At 70.8% G+C, this 20,543-nt stretch carries 23 protein-coding genes; 12 read left to right on the top strand and 11 right to left on the bottom strand.

Annotation, left to right across the window (positions count from 1 at the left end):
- The 5 genes from ACO2TI_RS02770 to kdpF are packed head-to-tail and all read right to left on the bottom strand — an operon-like array spanning window position 1 to window position 5,696.
- Window positions 1-966 carry a magnesium and cobalt transport protein CorA gene (locus ACO2TI_RS02770; protein ID WP_423281913.1) on the bottom strand — a complete coding sequence of 322 codons (966 nt, stop codon included), beginning with the start codon at window positions 964-966 and terminating at the stop codon, window positions 1-3.
- Window positions 967-985: 19 nt separating this feature from the next.
- Window positions 986-1,672, bottom strand: a complete 687-nt coding sequence (gene kdpC, locus ACO2TI_RS02775; protein ID WP_423281914.1) for a potassium-transporting ATPase subunit KdpC — start codon at window positions 1,670-1,672, stop codon at window positions 986-988.
- Between the two features lie 26 nt (window positions 1,673-1,698).
- Window positions 1,699-3,789 carry a potassium-transporting ATPase subunit KdpB gene (kdpB, locus tag ACO2TI_RS02780; RefSeq protein ID WP_423281915.1) on the bottom strand — a complete coding sequence of 697 codons (2,091 nt, stop codon included), beginning with the start codon at window positions 3,787-3,789 and terminating at the stop codon, window positions 1,699-1,701.
- A gap of 19 nt (window positions 3,790-3,808) precedes the next feature.
- Window positions 3,809-5,605: a potassium-transporting ATPase subunit KdpA gene (gene kdpA / locus ACO2TI_RS02785; protein ID WP_423281916.1), complete on the bottom strand. Its 1,797-nt coding sequence runs from the start codon at window positions 5,603-5,605 to the stop codon at window positions 3,809-3,811.
- Between the two features lies 1 nt (window position 5,606).
- Window positions 5,607-5,696 carry a K(+)-transporting ATPase subunit F gene (gene kdpF, locus ACO2TI_RS02790; protein ID WP_423281917.1) on the bottom strand — a complete coding sequence of 30 codons (90 nt, stop codon included), beginning with the start codon at window positions 5,694-5,696 and terminating at the stop codon, window positions 5,607-5,609.
- A 396-nt stretch (window positions 5,697-6,092) separates the two neighbouring features.
- Here kdpF and ACO2TI_RS02795 point away from each other — a divergent pair, with 396 nt between their 5' ends.
- From ACO2TI_RS02795 to ACO2TI_RS02810, 4 genes are all read left to right on the top strand, one after another.
- On the top strand, window positions 6,093-7,175 hold the full coding sequence (locus ACO2TI_RS02795; protein ID WP_423281918.1) for a porin: 1,083 nt from the start codon (window positions 6,093-6,095) through the stop codon (window positions 7,173-7,175).
- A gap of 44 nt (window positions 7,176-7,219) precedes the next feature.
- Window positions 7,220-7,756, top strand: coding sequence for a BON domain-containing protein (locus tag ACO2TI_RS02800; RefSeq protein ID WP_423281919.1), 537 nt, complete (start codon window positions 7,220-7,222; stop codon window positions 7,754-7,756).
- A gap of 131 nt (window positions 7,757-7,887) precedes the next feature.
- Window positions 7,888-8,160 (top strand): DUF1127 domain-containing protein, encoded by a 273-nt coding sequence (locus ACO2TI_RS02805; protein WP_423281920.1) that lies wholly within the window; start codon window positions 7,888-7,890, stop codon window positions 8,158-8,160.
- Window positions 8,161-8,174: 14 nt separating this feature from the next.
- The gene (locus ACO2TI_RS02810) at window positions 8,175-9,629 is read left to right on the top strand and encodes a PLP-dependent aminotransferase family protein (protein ID WP_423281921.1); all 1,455 of its coding nucleotides are present in this window, start codon (window positions 8,175-8,177) and stop codon (window positions 9,627-9,629) included.
- Here ACO2TI_RS02810 and ACO2TI_RS02815 read toward each other — a convergent pair.
- Together ACO2TI_RS02815 and ACO2TI_RS02820 are read right to left on the bottom strand one after the other, a co-directional pair.
- On the bottom strand, window positions 9,604-9,966 hold the full coding sequence (locus ACO2TI_RS02815) for a PspC domain-containing protein (protein ID WP_423281922.1): 363 nt from the start codon (window positions 9,964-9,966) through the stop codon (window positions 9,604-9,606). The two genes, ACO2TI_RS02810 and ACO2TI_RS02815, sit on opposite strands and share 26 nt — an antisense overlap.
- A gap of 28 nt (window positions 9,967-9,994) precedes the next feature.
- A complete protein-coding gene (locus ACO2TI_RS02820; RefSeq protein ID WP_423281923.1) occupies window positions 9,995-10,177 on the bottom strand; it encodes a hypothetical protein in 183 nt (60 codons plus the stop codon).
- 239 nt (window positions 10,178-10,416) lie between these two features.
- Between ACO2TI_RS02820 and ACO2TI_RS02825 the strand changes: the two genes are divergently transcribed.
- The 3 genes from ACO2TI_RS02825 to ACO2TI_RS02835 are packed head-to-tail and all read left to right on the top strand — an operon-like array spanning window position 10,417 to window position 12,276.
- Window positions 10,417-10,983, top strand: coding sequence for a DUF3455 domain-containing protein (locus tag ACO2TI_RS02825; RefSeq protein ID WP_423281924.1), 567 nt, complete (start codon window positions 10,417-10,419; stop codon window positions 10,981-10,983).
- A gap of 37 nt (window positions 10,984-11,020) precedes the next feature.
- Window positions 11,021-11,572 carry a sigma-70 family RNA polymerase sigma factor gene (locus ACO2TI_RS02830; RefSeq protein WP_423281925.1) on the top strand — a complete coding sequence of 184 codons (552 nt, stop codon included), beginning with the start codon at window positions 11,021-11,023 and terminating at the stop codon, window positions 11,570-11,572.
- Window positions 11,569-12,276, top strand: a complete 708-nt coding sequence (locus tag ACO2TI_RS02835) for an anti-sigma factor (protein WP_423281926.1) — start codon at window positions 11,569-11,571, stop codon at window positions 12,274-12,276. The genes ACO2TI_RS02830 and ACO2TI_RS02835 overlap by 4 nt, the downstream gene beginning before the upstream one ends.
- A gap of 28 nt (window positions 12,277-12,304) precedes the next feature.
- On the opposite strand, the gene ACO2TI_RS02840 is transcribed toward ACO2TI_RS02835, so the two are convergent.
- The 4 genes from ACO2TI_RS02840 to ACO2TI_RS02855 are packed head-to-tail and all read right to left on the bottom strand — an operon-like array spanning window position 12,305 to window position 14,837.
- Window positions 12,305-13,039: a DUF599 domain-containing protein gene (locus ACO2TI_RS02840; RefSeq protein WP_423281927.1), complete on the bottom strand. Its 735-nt coding sequence runs from the start codon at window positions 13,037-13,039 to the stop codon at window positions 12,305-12,307.
- Between the two features lie 29 nt (window positions 13,040-13,068).
- Window positions 13,069-13,479 (bottom strand): OsmC family protein, encoded by a 411-nt coding sequence (locus tag ACO2TI_RS02845; RefSeq protein WP_423281928.1) that lies wholly within the window; start codon window positions 13,477-13,479, stop codon window positions 13,069-13,071.
- The gene (locus ACO2TI_RS02850) at window positions 13,479-14,075 is read right to left on the bottom strand and encodes an NADPH-dependent FMN reductase (RefSeq protein ID WP_423281929.1); all 597 of its coding nucleotides are present in this window, start codon (window positions 14,073-14,075) and stop codon (window positions 13,479-13,481) included. The genes ACO2TI_RS02845 and ACO2TI_RS02850 overlap by 1 nt, the downstream gene beginning before the upstream one ends.
- Before the next feature lie 60 nt (window positions 14,076-14,135).
- Window positions 14,136-14,837 (bottom strand): pirin family protein, encoded by a 702-nt coding sequence (locus ACO2TI_RS02855; protein WP_423281930.1) that lies wholly within the window; start codon window positions 14,835-14,837, stop codon window positions 14,136-14,138.
- Between the two features lie 137 nt (window positions 14,838-14,974).
- Here ACO2TI_RS02855 and ACO2TI_RS02860 point away from each other — a divergent pair, with 137 nt between their 5' ends.
- The 5 genes from ACO2TI_RS02860 (at window position 14,975) to ACO2TI_RS02880 (ending at window position 20,456) form a co-directional block, all read left to right on the top strand.
- Entirely contained in the window at window positions 14,975-15,970 is a 996-nt protein-coding gene (locus tag ACO2TI_RS02860; protein ID WP_423281931.1) for a LysR family transcriptional regulator, read from the top strand.
- A 12-nt stretch (window positions 15,971-15,982) separates the two neighbouring features.
- Complete coding sequence (gene gluQRS, locus ACO2TI_RS02865) at window positions 15,983-16,849, top strand: tRNA glutamyl-Q(34) synthetase GluQRS (RefSeq protein WP_423281932.1); 867 nt, start codon at window positions 15,983-15,985, stop codon at window positions 16,847-16,849.
- 25 nt (window positions 16,850-16,874) lie between these two features.
- Window positions 16,875-18,272 carry a cache domain-containing protein gene (locus ACO2TI_RS02870; protein ID WP_423281933.1) on the top strand — a complete coding sequence of 466 codons (1,398 nt, stop codon included), beginning with the start codon at window positions 16,875-16,877 and terminating at the stop codon, window positions 18,270-18,272.
- The gene (locus ACO2TI_RS02875) at window positions 18,269-18,916 is read left to right on the top strand and encodes a response regulator transcription factor (RefSeq protein WP_423281934.1); all 648 of its coding nucleotides are present in this window, start codon (window positions 18,269-18,271) and stop codon (window positions 18,914-18,916) included. The genes ACO2TI_RS02870 and ACO2TI_RS02875 overlap by 4 nt, the downstream gene beginning before the upstream one ends.
- Window positions 18,917-19,211: 295 nt before the next feature.
- Window positions 19,212-20,456, top strand: coding sequence for an ABC transporter substrate-binding protein (locus tag ACO2TI_RS02880; RefSeq protein ID WP_423281935.1), 1,245 nt, complete (start codon window positions 19,212-19,214; stop codon window positions 20,454-20,456).
- Window positions 20,457-20,543: the final 87 nt, after the last annotated feature.

Raw genomic sequence — 20,543 nt, forward strand, 5'->3', positions numbered from 1 at the left:
TCAGAGCCAGCCGGCGCGGCGGAAGCGGCGCCACAGCAGCACGCAGGCCAGCGTGATCACGCCGAGCGCGAACGGATAGCCCCAGCGCCACTTGAGCTCGGGCATCACCTCGAAGTTCATGCCCCAGATGCCGGCGAAGGCGGTCGCGACCGCGAAGATGCCGGCCCAGGCCGCCAGCCGCTTGGTGGTCTCGCTTTCCTCGATCGTCACCATCGACAGGTTGACCTGGATCGCGATGCCGATCGTGTCGCGGATGCCGTCGATCGCGGCATTGATGCGCGCAAGGTGGTCGGCGACGTCGCGGAAGTAGTCCTGCGTCTGCGTGCACAGTGCCGGCACGCGCCCGCCGTACAGCTTGCCGACCGCCTCGAGCAGCGGCGCGACCGCATGGCGCAGCACCGTGACGCGCCGCTTGAGCTCGTACAGGCGCTTGACGTTGCCTCGCGCCGCACCCGGCTCGAAGATCTTCTCCTCGATCGCCTCGAGCTCGGCCTCGAGTTCGTCAATCACCGGAAAGTAGCGGTCGACCACCGCGTCCATCAACGCATAGAACACATAGCTGGAGCCGTAGCGCAGCAGCTCGGGCTCGCGCTCGGCGCGCGCACGCACGCCCAGGAAGCCCTTGGCGCTGCGGTTGCGCACCGACAGCACGAAGTTCTGGCCGACGAAGACATTGACCTCGCCGAGGTTGAGCTCCAGGCCCTGGATCTCGACCAGGTGCATCGCGGCGAACAACTGGTCGCCGTACTCCTCGATCTTGGGTCGCTGGTGGCCGTGGCTCGCGTCTTCGACCGCCAGCGGGTGGAGGTCGAACTCGCGCTGCGCGTGCGCCAGCTCGGCGTCGCTCGCGTCCGCCAACGCGACCCAGACGAAACACTCCGGCCGGCGCACGTACTCGCCGATCGATTCGACCGGAATGTCCGCGAGCTTGCGGCCCTGCTGGTAGGCGACACAGTTGATCAGCATGGCGCGATATTAGGCAGCGTCAGCGGCTCGTGGTTGACGGCATGCCCGGGTTGGTGGGGCGATGCCGCGCGGCATCGTCGAGCGCGAGGTTGAGCGGCAGCACCTCCACGCGCGGCTCGCCCAGGAAGCCCAGCCAGCGGCCCTGCGTGTGCTCGCCGACCAGCGCGCGCACCTGCTCGACCGGCAGGCCGCGCGCCCGCGCGACGCGCGCGACCTGGTAGTCGGCCGCGGCGCGGCTGATGTGCGGGTCCAGCCCGCTGGCCGATGCCGTGACCAGGTCAACCGGCACCGACTGCTGGTTGTCCGGGTCGGCCGCGCGCAGCGCCTCGATGCGCGCCTTGACGGCTTCGGTCAGCGCCGGGTTCAGCGGGCCCTGGTTCGAGCCGCTGGAGGCTTGCGCGTTGCTGGCCATCGGTCCGGTCGCCGAGGGTCGACCCCAGAAATACTTCGGGTCGCTGAAGCTTTGGCCGATCAGGCGCGAACCGACCAGCTTGCCTTCGCGCTCAAGCAGGCTGCCGGCGGCCTGCCCGGGGAACATCAGCCGTGCGGCACCGGTGGTCAGCAGCGGATAGGCCAGGCCCGTCACGACGCTGAGCACGATGAACAGCACGATGGCCGGTCGCCACAGCGCTGCGTGCGCGTCGCCGGCGTGGGCCGCCTGGCCGCCTGCCGCGCGCGAGGCACTCGGGGTGGTGGTTGAACTCATGGTCAAAGGTCTCCTTGGGGCGCAGGTCAGGCCAGGTGCAGCGCGACCAGCGCGAGATCGATCAGCTTGATGCCCACGAAGGGCACGACGATGCCGCCCAGGCCGAACACCAGCAGGTTGCGGCGCAGCAGCGCGGCGGCGCCGAGAGGTCGGTAGGTGATGCCCTTCAAGGCCAGCGGGATCAGGAACACGATCACCAGCGCGTTGAAGATCACCGCGCTCAGGATCGCGCTGGCCGGGCTGGCCAGGTGCATCACGTTGAGCGCGCCGAGCTGCGGATAGGTGGCGACGAAGGCCGCCGGGATGATCGCGAAGTACTTGGCGATGTCGTTGGCGACGCTGAAGGTGGTGAGCGCGCCGCGCGTCATCAGCATCTGCTTGCCGGTCTCGACGATCTCGATCAGCTTGGTCGGGTTGCTGTCGAGGTCGACCATGTTGCCGGCCTCCTTGGCGGCCTGGGTGCCGCTGTTCATCGCCACCGCGACGTCGGCCTGCGCGAGCGCCGGCGCGTCGTTGGTGCCGTCGCCGGTCATCGCGACCATGCGGCCCTCGCCCTGGTGCGAGCGGATGAGCGTCAGCTTGGCCTCGGGCGTGGCTTCGGCGAGGAAGTCGTCGACACCCGCCTCGGCGGCGATCGCCGCAGCGGTGAGCCGGTTGTCGCCGGTGACCATGACCGTCTTGATGCCCATGCGGCGCAGCTGGGCGAAGCGCTCCTTGATGCCGCCCTTGACGATGTCCTTGAGCTCGATGACGCCGAGCACGCGCGCGCCGTCGGCCACCACCAGCGGCGTCGAACCGCGCCGGGCGACGTCGTCGATCTGCGTCTGAAGCGCCTGGGGCCAGGTGCCGCCTTGCGACTCGACATGCTTGCGGATCGCGTCGCCGGCGCCCTTGTGGATGGTGCGTCCCGACAGCGCGACACCGCTCATGCGCGTTTGCGCGCTGAAGTGGATGAAGTGCGCCCCCAGACGCTCGAGGTCGCGTTCGCGCAGGTTGAACTTCTGCTTCGCAAGCACGACCACGCTGCGGCCTTCGGGCGTCTCGTCGGCCAGCGAGGCGAGCTGGGCGGCGTCGGCGAGCTCCTGCTCGGTGACGCCCGGCGCCGGCAGGAAGGCGCTGGCCTGACGGTTGCCGAGCGTGATGGTGCCGGTCTTGTCGAGCAGCAGCACATCGACGTCGCCGGCCGCCTCGACCGCGCGGCCCGAGGTGGCGATCACGTTGGCCGCCATCATGCGGCTCATGCCGGCCACACCGATGGCTGACAACAGCCCGGCGATCGTGGTCGGGATCAGGCACACCAGCAGCGCGACCAGCGCGGTGATCGTGATCGGCGCGCCGGCGCCCGCCGCCTCGACGCTGAAGATCGAGAACGGCAGCAGCGTCACGGTCACGACCAGGAACACCAGGGTCAGCGCGACCAGAAGGATGGTCAGCGCGATCTCGTTGGGCGTCTTGCGGCGCTTGGCGTTCTCGACCATTGCGATCATGCGGTCGACGAAGGTCTCGCCCGGGTTCACGTCGACGCGCACGATGATCCAGTCGCTCATCACGCGTGTGCCGCCGGTCACCGCCGAGAAGTCGCCGCCGCTTTCGCGGATCACCGGCGCCGATTCGCCGGTGATCGCGCTTTCGTCGACCGTGGCGACGCCTTCGATCACGGTGCCGTCGGCCGGGATCAGCTCGCCCGCGGCGACCTGCACGATGTCGCCGCGGCGAAGCTTGTCGGCCTCGAGCGTGTGCCAGGGCGTGCCGAACAGCGGCCGGCCTTCCTCATGGCTCCTGGGTACGTCGAGCTTCTTGGCCCAGGTCTGCTTCTTCAGCCCGCGCAGGCTTTGCGCCTGCGCCTTGCTGCGGCCCTCGGCAAGTGCCTCGGCGAAGTTGGCGAACAGCACCGTGAACCACAGCCACAGTGCCACCGCGAGCACGAAGCCGAACGGCGCCTCGCTGCGACCGACCGCGGCCTGCAGCGCCAGCGCGCTGGTCAGGACGCTGCCGACATAGACGACGAACATCACCGGATTGCGCCATTGCACCCGCGGATCGAGCTTGCGAAGCGCGTCCACCAGGGCCGGCTTGACCAGCGCCGGATCGAACAGGGAGAAGGTCTTGCGTGTCATGTTGCAGCCCTCCTGCGCATCAGCGGCCCGACCAGAGCACCAGGTGCTCGATCACAGGCCCCAGCGCCAGGCCGGGCACGTAGTTGAGAAGGCCGACCAGCAGCACGGTGCCGATCAGCAGCGCCACGAACAGCGGACCATGGGTGGGCATGGTCCCTTCGGTCACCGCAATGCGCTTCTTGGCCGCCAGGCCGCCGGCGATCGCCAGCACCGGCACGATCACGCCGAAGCGGCCGAACCACATCGCCAGCGCAAGCAGCACGTTGTAGAAGGGCGTGTTGGCCGAGAGCCCTGCGAAGGCGCTGCCGTTGTTGTTGGCGGCCGAGCTCAGCGCATAGAAGATCTCGCTGAAGCCGTGCGCGCCCGGGTTGGCGATGCCGGCGCGGCCGGCGCCGCTCGTCACCGCGATCGCGGTGCCGGCCAGCACCAGGATCGGCGTCACGAGGATGGCGATCGAGACCATCTTCATCTCGCGCGCCTCGATCTTCTTGCCCAGGTACTCGGGCGTGCGGCCGATCATCAGGCCGGCCAGGAAGACCGCGAGGATCGCGAACACCAGCATGCCGTACAGGCCCGAGCCGACGCCGCCGAACACCACCTCGCCGAGCTGCATCAGCACCATCGGCACCGCGCCGCCCAACGGCGTGAAGGAGTCGTGCATCGCGATCACAGCGCCGCACGAGGCGGCCGTCGTGATCGCGGCGAACAGGCCTGACTGGCCGATGCCGAAGCGCACCTCCTTGCCTTCCATGTTGCCGCCCGACTGCAACGCCGTGGCCGCCTGGTCGACGCCGAGCGCGGCGATGTGCGGATTGCCCTGCTGCTCGAAGGCCATCGCGCCGATCGCGAACACCGTGAACAGCGCCGCCATCGCGGCGAACACCGCGATGCCCTGGCGCCGGTCGCCGACCATCTGCCCGAACGTGAAGCACAGCGCGGCAGGGATCGCGAAGATCGCCAGCATCTGCACCAGGTTCGACAGCGGCGTCGGATTCTCGTAGGGATGGGCCGAGTTGGCGTTGAAGAAGCCGCCGCCGTTGGTGCCCAGCATCTTGATCGCCAGCTGCGAGGCCACCGGCCCCATCGCCAGCGTCTGGGTTGTCGCCTTGACGGTCTCGGTCACCGGCTTGCCCTCGGCATCGGCCACCGGCTGGCCCTGCGCGTCGAGCTTGGGCGCCTGGTAGTCCACCGCCTCGATGCGCGTCGCCTCGCGGTAGGCATCGAAGTTCTGGATCACGCCTTCGCCGACGAAGAACAGCGCCAGCACGAACGAAATGGGCAGCAGCAGCCACAGCGTGATGCGCGTGAGGTCGGCCCAGACGTTGCCGATCGACGCCACGCTGGCGCGCGCAAAGCCGCGGATCAGGGCAATGGCGACGGCAATGCCGGTGGCGGCCGACAGGAAGTTCTGCACCGTCAGCGCCAGCATCTGGGTCAGGTAGCTCATCGTCGACTCGCCGCCGTAGCCCTGCCAGTTGGTGTTGGTGACAAAGCTCACCGCGGTGTTGAACGACGAATCCGGCGTCACCGCGCCGAAGCCCTGCGGGTTCAGCGGCAGCACGCCCTGCAGCCGCTGCAGCGCATACACGGCCGCGAGGCCGAGGGCGTTGAAGATCAGCAGGCCGATCGCATAGCGCAGCCAGCCGGTCTCGGCGTCGGGGTTGACGCCCGCCAGTCGGAACAGGCCGCGCTCGATCGGCGCCACCCAGCGCAGGCGGCCCTCGACGACGCGCACGATGTAGCCGCCCAGCGGCCAGGCAATCGCCAGCACGAGGACGGCGTAGACGGCCAGCAGCATCCAGCTCGAGGTGGTCATGTCAGATCTCCTCGGCGCACAGCAGCGCGAACACGAGGTAGGCCGCCAGCCCGACGGCGATGACACCGCCGATCACATACAGCGCGCTCATGCCTGGCCTCCCAGCAGCCTCGCGCAGCCCAACGCCAGCGCGACGGCCGAGCCCGCCAGTGCGGCCAGCGCGGCGATGTAGACGATGTCCATGCAAGCTCCCCTTTCGGGGCATCCGTTTCGATGCCGATCAGTCTGCGCACGAGGGCGTCAGCGAGGGATCAAGACCGCGGCGGCGGGCGTAAAGACGCCGTAAAGGCGCGCACCGTCGTCGGGCAGAATTACTGTACTTGACAGTCCACTATCGGTCACTACACTCCAGACGGTGCCATCCAGCACGGTGTCGCATCTATCCAAGCCTCGCGCGGCGCGCTCCCTAGGATCGCCCGGCACCGCGCAGGAAGCGGCGTCGCCCGCACCGCGCACTCGCAACACACCCCAACGAGGAGACCCTTCGATGAAGCGCACCTTGATCGCCGCCGCTGCCCTGGCCTTGTCCGCCGGCGCTGTCCAAGCCCAGAACGTCACGCTCTACGGCCTCATTGATGCCGGGGTCGAGCGGCTCGACCACGTCGGCGCCGGCGACGACACGCTGTACCGCATGCCCACGATCGCCGGCTCGGCGGCCTCGCGCTGGGGCTTGCGCGGCAGCGAAGACCTGGGCGGCGGACTGAAGGCCGTGTTCACGCTCGAGTCCGGCTTCGGCGCCGACAGCGGCGTCATGCAGCAGGGCAACCGCCTGTTCGGCCGCCAGGCCTTCGTCGGCCTCAGCAGTGACTGGGGCACCGTGTCGCTGGGCCGCCAGTACTCGATGCTCCTGCTCGGCTCGCTGTCGACCGACCTGTTTCTCGCGCAGATCTACGGCGCCGGCGCGTTCGACCTCTTCCTCGCCGGCCCGCGCGTCGACAACGCGCTCGCCTACCAGGGCAAGTTCGGCGGCCTCACGCTCGGCGCGCTCTACAGCCTCGGGCGCGACGCCAACACCTGCGCCGGCGAGCGCGGCATTGGCCGCGAGTGCCACGCGTGGTCGGCCGTCGCCAAGTACGACGCGTCGTTGTGGGGCGTGGCGGCCTGGATCGACGAGCAGCGCGGCCTCCAGGGTGGCGCCAACACGCCGCCGACGGCCAACCTGGCCCACCTGACCGACCAGCGCGCCGCGGTCAACGGCTACGTGATGCTCGGCAAGACCAAGCTCGCCGCCAACTACATGCGCCGCGACAACGAGACCGCGGCTCCCGCGCTGCAAAAGAGCACGCTGTGGTCGCTGGCGGTGGCCCACCCGCTGACCGACAGCCTGACCTTCGAAGCGCAGTACTACGACTTCGCCTTCAAGGACAACGACAACGACGGCAAGATGCTCGCGCTGCGCGCCACCTACGCGTTCTCCAAGCGCACGGCGGCCTACGTCACGCTGGGCGCGCTCAGCAACGACGGCGCCGCTCAGTTCTCGCCCTCGGTCGGCCTGAGCGGCACGGCCCAGGCACCGGCGCCGGGCGAAAACCAGACCGGCGTGATGGCCGGCCTGCGCCACGCGTTCTGAGCGCGCCGCGCGCAGAATCCGGGGCTCGCCACCAGGAGAGCCCCATGCGCGAACGCCGCCCCGGGGAACCGCGGCGGCGTTCGGCTTTTGTGACGGTGATCGCGCGCTCGGTCACCGCGGGACTGCTGCTGGCAGGCCCGGCAGTCCAGGCCGAACCGTCGCGCGTCAACCCCTTCGACGACCCCTTCATCGCCGTCACCGACGGCTTGCCCGGCTGCCCCGAGCCCCAGGCGCCGACCTACACCGACGAGGAGTTCCGCGCCGAGGCCCACGACCGCTCGCAGCGCGGCGTGAGTTGCTGGATGGCCGGGCGCTGCCGGCTGCACAACGCCTACCTCTACGACCGCGAGATCGTGCCGCGCGTCAAGCGCGCGATCGAATCGACCCGCCGCTTCGACGCCACCCGCATCTGGGCGCTGGGGCAGCGCCGCGTCGTCTGGCTCAAGGGCTGCGTCGCCACGGCCGAACAGGCCGCCGAGATCGAGCGCATCGTGCGCGACATCGACGACGTCGAGGGCGTGCGCAACGAGCTGATGGTCGGCACCGCCGGCGCGCCTCCTTACCGCACGGCCCGTCCCTGAGCGCGGCGCGCGCCGCTGTCACCATCGCGCGACCCACACAGTTCCGCCTTGTCGCGCGGCCGCTGTGGCTGTTGCGGCGGCAGCCCAGGGCCTACGCTGGCGACACGCTTGCACGCCCCTGCGCCACCGCCATGAACACCCTCGCTTCCCGTGCCCCTTCGGCCGCGCCCTGGCCCGACCTCCTGGCCTCGCTGGCCCACCGCATCGCGCGCCGGCTCGATCGCTTCGCGGCCGAGCGCCGCGAGCGCTTCGCGGCCGAGGCCTTGTCCGTGCTGAGCGACCGCGAGCTGCGCGACATCGGCCTGCGGCGCGCCGACCTGCCCCACCCCGGCATCTCGGCATGGATGGGCGATGATGGCGCGGCGCCGTGGGCCGGGCGCGCCCTGCGGCCCGATCGCTTCTGACCCTGCGCTTCCCTGTGTTCACGCTCGATCGCGACAGCCCCACGCCCCTGGCCGACCAGACCGAGGCCCGGCTGCGTCGCCTGATCGACGATGGCCAGCTGCCCGCCGGCAGCCGCCTGCCGTCGATCCGCGCGCTCGCCGCCCAGCTCGGCGTCAGCGCGAACACCGTCGTGACGGCTTATGACCGGCTGGTCGCGCAGGCGCTGATCGAGCCGCGCGGCACCGCCGGCTTCGTGGTCGCGGCCGGCCCGGCGTCGCAGACCATCGAGTCCGCCCTCGCCGCCGGCGAGGAGCAGGACGCGGTTTGGCTCGTGCAGCAGGCGCACGACCAGCGCTCCGGCGTGCTGCCGGCCAGCAGCGGCGCCTTGCCGGTGTCGTGGCTGGAAGAAGGCATCCCGCCTTCGCTGGTCCAGCGCGCCGTGGCCAAGACCCCCGGCGGCATGGCCGCGCGCTGCCCCCCGCAGGGCCTGCCCGAGCTGCGCGAGCGGCTCGCGCTGATGATGCGCGCACAAGGCATCCCGGTCGACGCCTCGCGCGTGCTCACCACCTACGGCGGCACGCACGCGATCGACCTGATCTGCCGCTGCTTCCTTCAGCGCGGCGACGCGGTGCTGGTCGACGACCCCGGCTACTTCCTGCTGTTCGAGCGCCTGCGCGACCTCGGCATGCAGGTCGTGCCGATCCCGCGCCGGCACGACGGCCCGGATCTCGCCGCACTCGAGGAGGCCTGCAAGACGCGGCGCCCGCGGCTGTTCTTCGCGCAGTCGGTGCTGCACAACCCGACCGGCTGGGGCGCCAGCGCGGGGGCGCTGCACCGCGTGCTGGCGCTCGCCGAACGCCACGGCTTCCTGATCGCCGAGGACGACGTGCAGGGACACTTCCATCCCGGCCATCCGCCGCGGCTGGCACAGCTCGCGGGCCTGTCGCGCGTCATCTACTACTCGACCTTCTGCAAGGCGCTCAGCCCCGCGCTGCGCCTGGGCTACCTGGCCGCCGAGCCGGAGCTGCTCAAGCCGCTGCTGCGCGAGAAGATCATGTCGGTGATGACGACCGCGGCGCTCAACGAGCACGTGCTGCTCGAGCTGCTCGCCACCGGGCGCTGGCGCAAGCACATCGACCGGCTGAACCAGCGCCTGGGCCACGCGCGCAGCCTCACGTCACGCCAGCTCGCCGACTGCGGCATCGAGATCGACCACCCCGGCGAAGGCGGCCTGTTCCTGTGGGCGCGCGTTGCGGGCGGCGTCGACATCGACCAGCTGGCCAAGGACGCCTTTGCCAGCGGCATCCTGCTGGCGCGCGGCTCGAGCTTCCATGCCGACGGGGCGCCCAGCGAGCACCTGCGCTTCAACGTGGTGTTCAGCCAGCACGTGCGGCTGCACGACTACCTCAGGCAGCGGCTCGCCGGCGGCCGCGGCCCGGCGCGCGGCGCCGCGGTCGTCGCGCTCAGGCCGGCCGGCCCTGGCCGTTGACCAGCGGCGCTTCCGCCTCGGGCACGAAGATCCACATCAGCAGGTAGATCAGCACGCCGGTGCCGGCGCACAGCATCAGGAGCGTGAAGGCCAGGCGCCAGACCCAGGCGGCCAGGCCGGTGAAATCCGCCAGGCCGCCGCACACGCCGCCCAGCCAACGGTCGGTGCGGCTGCGGCGCAGCGCGTTCAGCGCCGCGACCGCGGCGCTCCCGCCGGCTGCGGTGGACGACGCAACGCCGTTGAGCACGCGCGCCTTGGCGCGGGTGAATTCGTCGTCGGTCAGCACGCCGCGCTGGTGCAGTTCGCCGAGGCGGCCGAGTTCGTCGCTGATGGACATCGTGGCGCTCCGTGATTCGGTGAAGCGATCAGAGGCCGGCCTGCGGCAGACGCTGCGCGGTGATCACCACGCGCTCGAGTTGCACGACCGGGGCGGCGGCCTTGGCGGCCCGGGCCGCCAGCACATCTTCGCGCGCTTCGGCGGCGAAGGCCAGCGAGGCGGCGGCGGTGACGGCGAAGGCAACGGCGAAACTGGTAAGGCGGCTGATCATCGTGGGCTCCTGGTGGCGGTGGCGTCTTGCGATGGAGCGAACTCTAGGCACGTCAGTCGCCCGGACCCAGCGGATGGCGACGAACCGACCGGGCGTCGGCACGAACTGCCGCCGGCGCGGACAGGCCGGCACGCGCCGCGGCATTTTTTTTAGGCGCACTGCATCCAAACCGGCGGCACGCGGCTAGTGGTGGATGTGACCCCGTCACATTCACCCCCTTCTTCGTCGAGGAGCACGCCATGAGAACCGTTTCCCCCGCCGCGCTCGCCGTGGTCGCCGCCACCGCCTGGCTCGCCGCCTGCGGCCAGATGCCCTCCAGGCCGGCCGAGATGGCACCGACGTTCAGCCAGGAAGGCCTGCCCGAAGCCGTGAGGGTGCCCGCCGGGCACCGCGTGGCGATGGAAACCGTCGGCATCGGCGAGATCACCTACGAATGCCGCGCCAAGGCCGGTACGCCAGACGCGTTCGAATGGGCCTTCGTGGGTCCGATGGCTCAGTTGCGCAGCCGCACGGGCGCCGAGGTCGGCCGCTACTGGGGCCCTCCGGCGACCTGGGCGTCGAGCGACGGGTCGGCAATCACCGGCACGCAGGTCGCGGTCGCGCCGGCGGCGGCCGGCAGCATTGCGCTGCAGCTGGTGAAGGCCGGTCCGGCGACCGGCGCCGGCGCGATGAGCGGCGTGGCCTACGTGCAGCGCGTCGCCACCCAAGGCGGCGTCGCGCCGGCGAAGGGCTGCGACGCCACGGCGGCGGGCCGCAAGGAGATCGTCAAGTACCAGGCCGACTACATCTTCTGGAAAGCCTCATGAGTGGGCCTGCCGACGCGCTGCTACCGTCGTGTCCCGCATGACGACGACCGCCGCGTTCGACTACGAAGCCTGCGTGCTCGCCTGCGCGCGCGGCGAGCGCTTCGCGCTGCGCGCGCTGTACGAGCGCGAGGCGCGCTGGCTGCTCGGCGTGGCGATGCGCATCGTGCACGACCGCGAGCTGGCCGAGGACGTGCTGCACGATGCCTTTATCCAGGTCTGGCAGCACGCCGGCACCTACCGCCCCGAACTCGGCTCGGCGCGCGGCTGGCTCTACACCATCGTTCGGCACCGCGCCCTGAAGCTGGCGCGTTCGCCGCAGCGCCTGCAGCCGACCGACCCGCAGGAACTCGCCGCGCTGTCCGATGCTCAGCAGACTGCCAGCGCCAGCGCCGATGAGCGCGGCCTCGACGCGGACATCCTCGAGCGTTGCCTGCAGCGGCTCGACGAGATGCGCCGCGCCTGCGTGATGCATGCCTTCGTCGACGGCTACACGCACGAGCAGATCGCCCAGCGGCTGAGCACGCCGCTGGGCACGGTGAAGTCGTGGATCCGCCGCAGCCTGGCGAGTCTGAAGGAGTGCATGGCGTGAGCGACGCGACCGCCGATGACCGCAGCGACACCGCGGGCGAGTACGTGCTCGGCACGCTCGATGCGGCCGGGCACGCCGCGTTCGAGGCCGAGCTCGCGCGGGATCGCGCGCTGCTGGCCCATGTCTACGCCTGGCAGGACCGGCTGCTCGGCCTGAGCGCCGCCGTACCCGCGCTCGCGCCGCGGCCGCAGTTGTGGCGGCGCATCGAGGCGTCGGTGGGCGCCGCACCCGCTGCGCGCCGATCGGCAGCGCGCGCGCCGTGGTGGCATCGGCTGCCGCTGTGGCAAGGCCTCAGCGCGCTGGCCGTCGCCATGTCGCTGTTCCTCGCCGTGCTGCTGGTGCAGCGCGGCACCGAGCCGCAGCCGGCGCGCTATCTGGCCGTGCTGCAAAGCCCCGAGACCGGCCGCACCGGCTGGCTGGTCGAGCTGCAGGCCGGTCGCAGCCTGCGCCTCGTGCCGGTGGCCGAAGCCGCGCCTGTGCCGGCGGGGCGCGCGCTGCAGTTCTGGACCAAGCCTGAAGGCGCGGCAGGCCCGACGTCATTGGGCCTGGTGAAGCCCGGCCAGGCGGTGGAGCTGCCGCTGTCGCGGCTGCCCGCGGTGGGCGAGCAGCAGCTGTTCGAGATCACGCTGGAGCCGCAGTCCGGCTCGCCGATCGGGCGGCCGACCGGGCCGATCCTCTACGTCGGCAAGACCGTCGCGATGTGAACGGCTGCGAAGACGCTGGCAGCGGCCCTCAGGGCTGCTCGCGCAGCACCGCCAGCACCTCGGAGTGGAACTCGCGTCGGTACAGGATCCACACCACGCCGGCCGAGCCGAGCGCGAACACCGCGGGCGAAAAGAACCAGCCGATCGCCGCGAAGCTGAAGTAGTAGGCGCGCAGGCCGTCGTTGAAGGTCTCGGCCGCCAGGCCGACCACGCGCCCGGCGCGGTCGGCGAAGGCCTCGCGCAGCGCCGCGCCTTGCTCGCCCATCGCGTCGAGCTGCTTGGCGTCGGGCGCGGCGCCGATCAGCAGCGCACCGAAGGTGTATTGCCGCATGCTCCAGGTGAATCGGAAGAAGGCGTAGATGAAGACCGCGATCATCAGCAGCAACTTGAGATCGAACACCAGCGCGGTGGTGCGCGCGGCGAACGGGATCTCGCGCACGAGCTCGCTGGCCTTGTCGCTGGTGCCCAGCGCCGCCAGCAGGCCGCCGATGATCAGGATGGTGGTCGACGCGAAGAAGCTCGGGCTGGTGGAGAGGTTCTGCATCACCTGGCCGTCGAGGATGCGCACGTCGCGATAGCTGGTCTGCAGCATCCACTGGCGGCGGATGCGGTTGGTCGTGGCCAGCAGCGAGGGCTTGATGGGCGCGCGCTGGCGCGCAAAGTGCGCATAGCCGGCCCAGGCGGCGAAGTACCCTGCCAGCGCGGCCCAGTCGGTCCAGGGCAGGAAATTGAGAACCAGCCAGAACTTGTTGCTTGCGTCCATGCGCCGCACTGTAGCGGCGCCAAGGCGGCTCAGGCCAGCGCGGTCTCGATCTCGATGTCGCCCGTCAGCACGCGATGGATCGGGCACTTCTCGGCAATCGCCAGCAGCCGGGCGCGCTCCTCGTCGCTCAGGTCGCCGTCGATGTGCAGCCGGCGCCTCAGCTGGTAGTGCACGCCTTCGGCCGTGGCCTTCTCCTCGTGCTCGACCGACACGCGCAGCGATCGCACGGCGAGCTGCTTGCGCCGCAGGTAGACCTCCAGCGTCAGCAGCGTGCAGGCGGCGAGCGCGGAGTCGAGCAGGGCATGCGGGTCGGGCGCCGACTCGGCGCCGCCGAGGCTCGCCTGCAGGTCGGCATTCCAGACGTGCTTGCCGTCGGACAAGGTCGCCAGCGCGCCGAGCGGCGCGGCCTGGCCGCGGATCAGCTGGCCTTCGATCGTCATCAGCGGGCTCCCTTCATCGCGCCGGCCACCTTGAGCAGCGACGCCAGCACGCCCTGCACCGCGGCGCGGGTCTTCTCGTCCTTCAGGCCGCCGTGTTCGTCGAAGGCCTCGGCGGCGCGGCCGAGCGCGAACTGCTGCGGCACGACGAGCATCGCGAAGGCCATCGACAGGTACTGGCGCAGGTAGTTCAAGCTGCGCAGGCCGCCCAAGGGCCCGGGCGAGCTCGACAGCAGCGCGGCCGGCTTGCTGGCCGTGACCGCCAGGCCCGCCGGCGCCTCGCCCTCGGCCTTCAGGCGCGAGAGCCAGTCGAAGGCATTGATCACCAGCGGCGTCGGAAAGCCGTTGTACTCGGGCGTCACGAGCAGCAGCGCGTCGTGGCTGCGAAGCGCATCGCGCAGCGTTGCCGCGCCGGCGGGCACGCCGTGATCGGCCTCGATGTCGCCGTCGTAGATCGGCAGCGCGAGGGCGCGCAGGTCCAGCATCGTGGTCTGCGCACCGGCCGCGCGCAGCAGTTCGGCCGCGGCCTGCGCGAGCTGCACGCTGTAGGCGCCGCGGCGGGCGCTGCCGGCGATGACGAGAACTTTCAGATCGCTCATGAAGACTCCAGCGTGGCTCCGGTCGGGCGCCGACTGTAGCGTCCGACCGGAGATGAACCGTCAGCGTGCGAGGTCGAACACCAGCACCTCGGCGTTCTCGCCCTTCTCGATGTGCAGCTGCGACTCGCCGTCGAGCTGCAGCGCGTCGCCCGTCTCCAGCCGTTGCCCGTTGACGGTGACCGCGCCGCGCGCGACGTGCACGTAGGCGATGCGCTTCGGGTCGAGGTCGAGCCCGGCGATCTCGTCGCCGTCGAACAGGCCGGCGTAGAGCTCGGCGTCGGCGTGGATCTGCACCGCGTCCTCGCGCGCATGGCGCGATGCCACCAGCTTGAGCCTGCCGCGCTTGCTCTCGGGCGTGAAGTGCTTCTGCTCGTAGCCCGGCTGGATGCCGCGGGTGTGCGGAATCAGCCAGATCTGCAGGAAATGCGTCGTCGCCGCGGGCGCGTGGTTGAACTCGCTGTGCATCACGCCGGTGCCGGCGCTCATGCGCTGCACGTCGCCGGGCAGGATCGCCGCGCCGTTGCCCATGTTGTCCTTGTGCGCCAGCGCGCCGTCGAGCACGTAGCTGACGATCTCCATGTCGCGGTGGCCGTGCGTGCCGAAGCCCGAGCCGGGGGCGATGCGGTCATCGTTGATCACGCGCAGGTTGCCCACGCCCATGTGGGCCGGGTCGTAGTAGTCGGCGAACGAGAAGCTGTGGTAGCTCTTGAGCCAGCCGTGGTCGGCATAACCGCGTTCGGCGGACTTGCGCAGGGTGATCATGAAAGGCTCCTTTCGGCTTGCGTGGCGGGTCTCGTGGACCCGTGGCGCCACTGTAGGGAGCGCGGCGTGCGCCGTGTCCGCAAGCGCTTGAAGGCGGCATTCAACGCCTTTGAAGGTGCTTGGCGACAATGGTGGCCATGAAGTCTCCCCAGCCCGGCGACCGCCGCAACGTGCTCACCCCCGAGGCGCTGACGATGATGGATGTCATCGCGCGTTCCGGCAGCTTCGCCGCCGCCGCGCGCGAGCTCGGCAAGGTGCCCTCGGCACTGACCTACAGCGTGCGCCAGCTCGAAGACGCGCTCGACGTGCTGCTGTTCGACCGCAGCTCGCGCCAGGCGCGGCTCACGGCGGCCGGCGAGGAACTGCTGCGCGAGGGCCGGCGCCTCCTGACCGAGATGGACGCGGTGGCCAACCGCGTGCGCCGCGTCGCCACCGGCTGGGAGACCCAGCTGACGATCGCCTTCGAGACCGTGCTCGCGCCGAGCGCGCTATTCGAGCTGGTCGAGGCCTTCTATGCGCTGCAGGTCGAAACGCCCGGCGGCGACCGCCCTTCGCCGCCGCCCACGCGCCTGAAGCTGCGCGACGAGGCCCTGTCGGGCACCTGGGAGACGCTGGCCACCGGCGAGGCCGACCTCGCGATCGGCGTGGCCGCCGAGCCGCAGGGCGGCTCCGGCATCGAGTGCGAGCCGCTCGGCGAGCTGGAGTGGTGCTTCGCGGTCGCGCCGCACCATCCGCTCGCGCGCCTGCCCGAGCCGCTCACGCCCGAGGTGATCGCCCAGCACCGCATCGTCGCGATCGCCGACAGCGCCCACCGCTTCGCGCCGATGACCTTTGGCGTGCAGCCGGGCCAGGACGTGCTGACCGTGCCCTCGCTGGCCGCCAAGCTCGAGGCGCAGCTGCGCGGCCTGGGCTGCGGCTCGATGCCGCAGTCGCTGGTGCGCCGGCATGTGGAGGCCGGCCGGCTGGTGGTCAAGGAGACCACCCTGCCGCCGCGGCGCGGCACGCTGCACTACGCCTGGCGCGTGTCCGGTGGCGGCGCGCCGGGCGAGGCGCTGTCGTGGTGGCTTTCGCAGCTGCGCAGCCCGAAGACGCGCCGCGCATTGCTGGAGCAGCACGTCGGCCTGCTGTTCTGATCGTCCGCGTCGATGAGCTACATCGGCCGCTTCGCGCCCTCGCCCACCGGGCCGCTGCATGCCGGCTCGCTCGTCGCCGCGCTCGCGAGCTGGCTCGACGCGCGCGCGCACGGCGGGCGCTGGCTGGTGCGCATCGAGGACGTCGACACGCCGCGCTGCGTGCCCGGCGCGGCCGAGGAGATCTCGCGCCAGCTCGAGGCACTGGGCCTCGCGGCCGACGAGCCGCCCACCTGGCAAAGCGCCAACGGCGCCCGCTACGACGCCGCGCTCGCGCGCCTGGTGGCCGAGGGCCGCGCCTACCCCTGTGCCTGCACGCGCCAGGACATCGCCGCGCACTGGGCCGCCGCGGGCGTCGCGCGCGAGCGCCATGGCGAGCTGGTCTACCCCGGCACCTGCCGGCCCGAGAACGGCGGGCTGCGCGGTCGCGCGCCGCGCGCGTGGCGATTCCGGCTGCCCGACGACGCGCGCGTCGACTGGCACGACCGCCGCCTCGGCGCGCAGCATCAGGACGTCGCCCGCGCCGTCGGCGACTTCGTGCTCAAGCGCGCCGACGGCCTGTGGGCCTACCAGCTCGCGGTCGTGGCCGACGACGCCGCGCAGGCCATCACCGACGTCGTGCGCGGCGAGGACCTGGCCGACAACACGCCGCGCCAGATCCTGCTGCAGCGAGCCCTGGGGCTGCCAACGCCCCGCTACCTGCACGTGCCGTTGGTGCTGGGCGCCGACGGCCAGAAGCTCAGCAAGCAAACCGGCGCCGCACCGATCGACCTGGGCGATCCGCACGCCGCGCTGCGGGCGGCCGCGCAGGCGCTCGGCCTCGGGCCGCTGGCGCCGCGCGACGCCATCGGCGCCTGGCGCTCACGCTGGTGTTCGCAATGACGCCCGGCGCCACAATCCGCTCGTCATGCGCCTGAGACTGAAGCTGATCCTGCTGGCGGTGCTGCCGCTGCTGCTCTCGCTCGCGCTGATCGCCTTCGCGGTGCGCCAGCAGGAGGCCGAGCTCGCCAGGCGGCAGCAGGAGCTGGTGAAGACGGTCTACATGAACGCCGTCGAGTCGGAGCTGCGGCACTACGTCGCGCTGGCGCTGAGCACGATCACGCCGCTGTACAACACCGGCCGCGACGACGAGGCCATCAGGCGCGAGGTGATGAAGCAGCTCGCGATGCTGGACTACGGCAGCGACGGCTACTTCTTCCTCTACGACTACGACGGCACGAACCTGATGCACCCGCGCCAGCCGGAGCTGGTCGGACAGAACCTGCTGGACCACGTCGACAGCACCGGCCAGCGGCCGATCAAGGTGATGATCGACCGTGCCAAGGAAGGCGGCGGCACCGTCTACTACACCTGGAACAAGCCCTCGCAGCGCAAGGTGGCCGCCAAGATCGCCTACGTGACCGGCCTCGATCGCTGGCACTGGATGGTCGGCACCGGCATCTACGTCGACGACGTCGAGGCGGTGCTCGACCAGCTCGACCGCGAGATGGTCGGCAACCTCAACACGACGATGGCCTGGATCGTCGCGACCGCGCTGTTCGCGATCTCGGTGATCGTCGCGGCGGCGCTGCTGATCGGCCTGGGCGAGCGCCGCGCCGCCGACGCCAAGCTCACGCTGCTGACGCGCAAGATCGTCAGCTCGCAGGAGGAGGAGCGCGCCTACGTCTCGCGCGAGCTGCACGACAGCACCAGCCAGACCCTGGTGTCGGTCAAGCTGCTGACCGAGTCCGCGCTCGACCGCATGCCGGTGGCTGACGGCGGCGCGCGCGCGCCGCTGCAGCGCGCGCTGCAGCGCCTCAACGAGGCCTTGCTCGAGGTGCGCGGCATGTCGCACCGCCTGCGCCCGGCGATGCTCGACCAGCTCGGCCTGCGCGCCGCACTGCGCAACCTCGGCGAGGAGATGTGCGGCCACGGCGGCCAGCGCTTCGAGCTGCATGGCGGCGAGGACCTGGCCGACCCGCCCGAGGCGATCAAGACCGTGCTGTTTCGCGTGACGCAGGAGGCGCTGACCAACATCCGCAAGCACGCCGCGGCGACGCGCGTGACGATCGAGCTCGATGGCGACCGTCGCGGCCTGCGGCTCGTGATCGAGGACAACGGCCGCGGCTTCGACGCGCAGGCGATGGCCGAGCATCCCGGCCGCGGCATCGGCTTGTCGAACATGCGCGAGCGCATCGCGACGATCGGCGGCAGCTTCGAGATCGAGTCCCAGCCCGGACGCACGCGGGTGCGCGCCGAGATCCCGGCCGAGGCGCTGCGGCGCTTCGCCGCTCCTGTCGCCGCCTCCGGCGGCCTGGCCGCATGACGATGAACGCCCCCATCCGCCTGATGCTGGTCGACGACCACCCGCTGGTGCGCGACGGGCTCAAGGCCCGCATGGACAGCGTCGACGACATCGAGGTCGTCGGCGAGGCCGGCGACGCCGAGGAGGCACTGGTCGAGATCGAGCGCTGCCGGCCCGGCGTGGTGCTGATGGACATCGGCATGCGCGGCATCGGCGGCATCGAGCTCACCGGCCGGCTGCACGCCTCGCATCCGCAAGTGGCGGTGCTGATGCTCAGCATGTACGACGCGCCCGAGTATGCGCAACGCGCGCTCGCGGCCGGCGCGCGCGGCTACGTGCTCAAGGACGCGCCGTCGTCCGAGATCCTCGGCGCGATCCGCACCGTGGTCGGCGGCGGCACCTACCTGAGCCCGGCAATCGCCCAGCAACTGTTTCGCGCACCGGCACCGGCCGCGCGCAACCAGCTCTCGGCGCGCGAGCAGGAGATTCTTCGCGGCCTGGGCGCCGGCCACTCGAGCAAGCAGATCGCGCGCGATCTGGGCCTGAGCGTGCGCACGGTCGAGTCGCACCGCCAGAGCATCCGGCGCAAGCTCGATCTGGCGGGGCAGGCGGAGCTGATCAAGTACGCGGTTGAGCACGCGCGGCGCGGTATCGAGCATCCGTAGGCTGCAACGGTCCGCTGCGTTTCCTCTCACCCCACCCTCTCCCCCTGGCGGGGGCGAGGGAGCCGCGCCGGCGTGCTCCCCTCCCTCTCTCGCGCGCGGGAGAGGGCTGGGGTGAGGGTCCGGCACCGCGCGACTCGGGTTTCCCTCGACTGGGTTTTCCAGTACGTGTTGCCGCGCCCCGCCGCTGCGTAGTCAGACGGAAGCGGCGCGAAGGCGCGCTCGCAACACTGTGCGAGCAGCCGAAACGGCGTCGACGCCGCGGCGACTCGCCCTCGAAACCACATTGGAGACATCGATGAAGTTCATCGCAGCAGCGGGCCTCACCGCCCTTGCGCTCGGCGCCAGCATCAGCACCGCCTTTGCCGCCGGCGAGCCGATCAAGATCGGCGTGGCCGGTCCCTTCACCGGCGGTTCGTCGTCGATGGGCGTGAGCATGCGCGACGGCGTGCGCCTCGCGGCCGAGGAGATCAACAAGGCCGGCGGCGTGCTGGGCCGCCAGATCCAGCTCGTGGAGCGCGACGACGAGGCCAAGAACGAGCGCGGCGTGCAGATCGCCCAGGAGCTGATCAACAAGGAGCGTGTGGTCGCCACCGTCGGCTACATCAACACCGGCGTCGCGCTGGCCTCGCAGCGCTTCTTCCAGGACGCCAAGATCCCGGTGATCAACAACGTCGCGACCGGCTCGGTCATCACCCACCAGTTCGACGACAAGCCCGAGAACTACGTGTTCCGCAACGCGGCGCACGACTCGATCCAGGCGCCGATGATCGTGGAAGAAGCGATCGCGCGCCGCGGCTTCAAGAAGGTCGCGATCCTGGCCGACTCGACCAACTACGGCCAGCTCGGCCGCGCCGACCTCGAGAAGGCGCTCGAGCAAAAGGGCATCAAGCCGGTCGCGGTCGAGAAGTTCAACATCAAGGACGTCGACATGACGCCCCAGCTGCTCAAGGCCAAGGAGGCCGGCGCCGAGGCGATCCTGACCTACGGCATCGGCCCCGAGCTGGCGCAGATCGCCAACGGCATGACCAAGCTGGGCTGGAAGGTGCCGATGATCGGCAGCTGGACGCTGTCGATGGCCAACTACATCGACAACGCCGGCCCCGGTGGCGAAGGCGCGCGCATGCCGCAGACCTTCATCCAGGAGCCCACCACGCCCAAGCGCCAGGCCTTCATCGTCAGCTACCTCAAGACCTTCAACCCGAAGAACAGCCGCATCGACTCGCCGGTCTCGGCCGCGCAGGGCTACGACTCGATCTACCTGCTGGCCGCCGCGATCAAGCAGGCCGGCTCGACCGAGGGCCCGAAGATCAAGGCCGCGCTCGAGGACCTGAAGGCGCCGGTCGAAGGCGTCGTGACGACCTACAACAAGCCCTTCACCAAGACCGACCACGAGGCCATCACCGCCAACATCCCGGTGTTCGGCGAGGTCAAGGGCCAGCGCGTCGTCTACGCCTACGAATCCGACTTCAAGAAGGCCTCGGAGGTGCGCGTGAAGGACGTCAACGCCAAGGGCGCGCTGCAGGCGTCCGCAAAGAAGTAGGGCTTTCGCCTTTCGCCGCACCGCACGGCCTCGGCGTTCGCGCCGGGGCCGTGCCTGTTCAACGGCCGCACTCTCGCGGCCCTCGGG

The sequence above is a fragment of the Caldimonas sp. KR1-144 genome, assembly GCF_049446155.1.
Taxonomy (GTDB): domain Bacteria; phylum Pseudomonadota; class Gammaproteobacteria; order Burkholderiales; family Burkholderiaceae_C; genus Rivibacter.

Bases quoted from the DNA above. Each gene is read 5' to 3' on its own strand.
- ACO2TI_RS02770 (WP_423281913.1), bottom strand. From the start codon at position 966: ATGCTGATCAACTGTGTCGCCTACCAGCAGGGCCGCAAGCTCGCGGAC.
- kdpC (WP_423281914.1), bottom strand. From the start codon at position 1,672: ATGAGTTCAACCACCACCCCGAGTGCCTCGCGCGCGGCAGGCGGCCAG.
- kdpB (WP_423281915.1), bottom strand. From the start codon at position 3,789: ATGACACGCAAGACCTTCTCCCTGTTCGATCCGGCGCTGGTCAAGCCG.
- kdpA (WP_423281916.1), bottom strand. From the start codon at position 5,605: ATGACCACCTCGAGCTGGATGCTGCTGGCCGTCTACGCCGTCCTCGTG.
- kdpF (WP_423281917.1), bottom strand. From the start codon at position 5,696: ATGAGCGCGCTGTATGTGATCGGCGGTGTCATCGCCGTCGGGCTGGCG.
- ACO2TI_RS02795 (WP_423281918.1), top strand. From the start codon at position 6,093: ATGAAGCGCACCTTGATCGCCGCCGCTGCCCTGGCCTTGTCCGCCGGC.
- ACO2TI_RS02800 (WP_423281919.1), top strand. From the start codon at position 7,220: ATGCGCGAACGCCGCCCCGGGGAACCGCGGCGGCGTTCGGCTTTTGTG.
- ACO2TI_RS02805 (WP_423281920.1), top strand. From the start codon at position 7,888: ATGAACACCCTCGCTTCCCGTGCCCCTTCGGCCGCGCCCTGGCCCGAC.
- ACO2TI_RS02815 (WP_423281922.1), bottom strand. From the start codon at position 9,966: ATGTCCATCAGCGACGAACTCGGCCGCCTCGGCGAACTGCACCAGCGC.
- ACO2TI_RS02820 (WP_423281923.1), bottom strand. From the start codon at position 10,177: ATGATCAGCCGCCTTACCAGTTTCGCCGTTGCCTTCGCCGTCACCGCC.
- ACO2TI_RS02825 (WP_423281924.1), top strand. From the start codon at position 10,417: ATGAGAACCGTTTCCCCCGCCGCGCTCGCCGTGGTCGCCGCCACCGCC.
- ACO2TI_RS02830 (WP_423281925.1), top strand. From the start codon at position 11,021: ATGACGACGACCGCCGCGTTCGACTACGAAGCCTGCGTGCTCGCCTGC.
- ACO2TI_RS02840 (WP_423281927.1), bottom strand. From the start codon at position 13,039: ATGGACGCAAGCAACAAGTTCTGGCTGGTTCTCAATTTCCTGCCCTGG.
- ACO2TI_RS02845 (WP_423281928.1), bottom strand. From the start codon at position 13,479: ATGACGATCGAAGGCCAGCTGATCCGCGGCCAGGCCGCGCCGCTCGGC.
- ACO2TI_RS02850 (WP_423281929.1), bottom strand. From the start codon at position 14,075: ATGAGCGATCTGAAAGTTCTCGTCATCGCCGGCAGCGCCCGCCGCGGC.
- ACO2TI_RS02855 (WP_423281930.1), bottom strand. From the start codon at position 14,837: ATGATCACCCTGCGCAAGTCCGCCGAACGCGGTTATGCCGACCACGGC.
- ACO2TI_RS02860 (WP_423281931.1), top strand. From the start codon at position 14,975: ATGAAGTCTCCCCAGCCCGGCGACCGCCGCAACGTGCTCACCCCCGAG.
- gluQRS (WP_423281932.1), top strand. From the start codon at position 15,983: ATGAGCTACATCGGCCGCTTCGCGCCCTCGCCCACCGGGCCGCTGCAT.
- ACO2TI_RS02870 (WP_423281933.1), top strand. From the start codon at position 16,875: ATGCGCCTGAGACTGAAGCTGATCCTGCTGGCGGTGCTGCCGCTGCTG.
- ACO2TI_RS02875 (WP_423281934.1), top strand. From the start codon at position 18,269: ATGACGATGAACGCCCCCATCCGCCTGATGCTGGTCGACGACCACCCG.
- ACO2TI_RS02880 (WP_423281935.1), top strand. From the start codon at position 19,212: ATGAAGTTCATCGCAGCAGCGGGCCTCACCGCCCTTGCGCTCGGCGCC.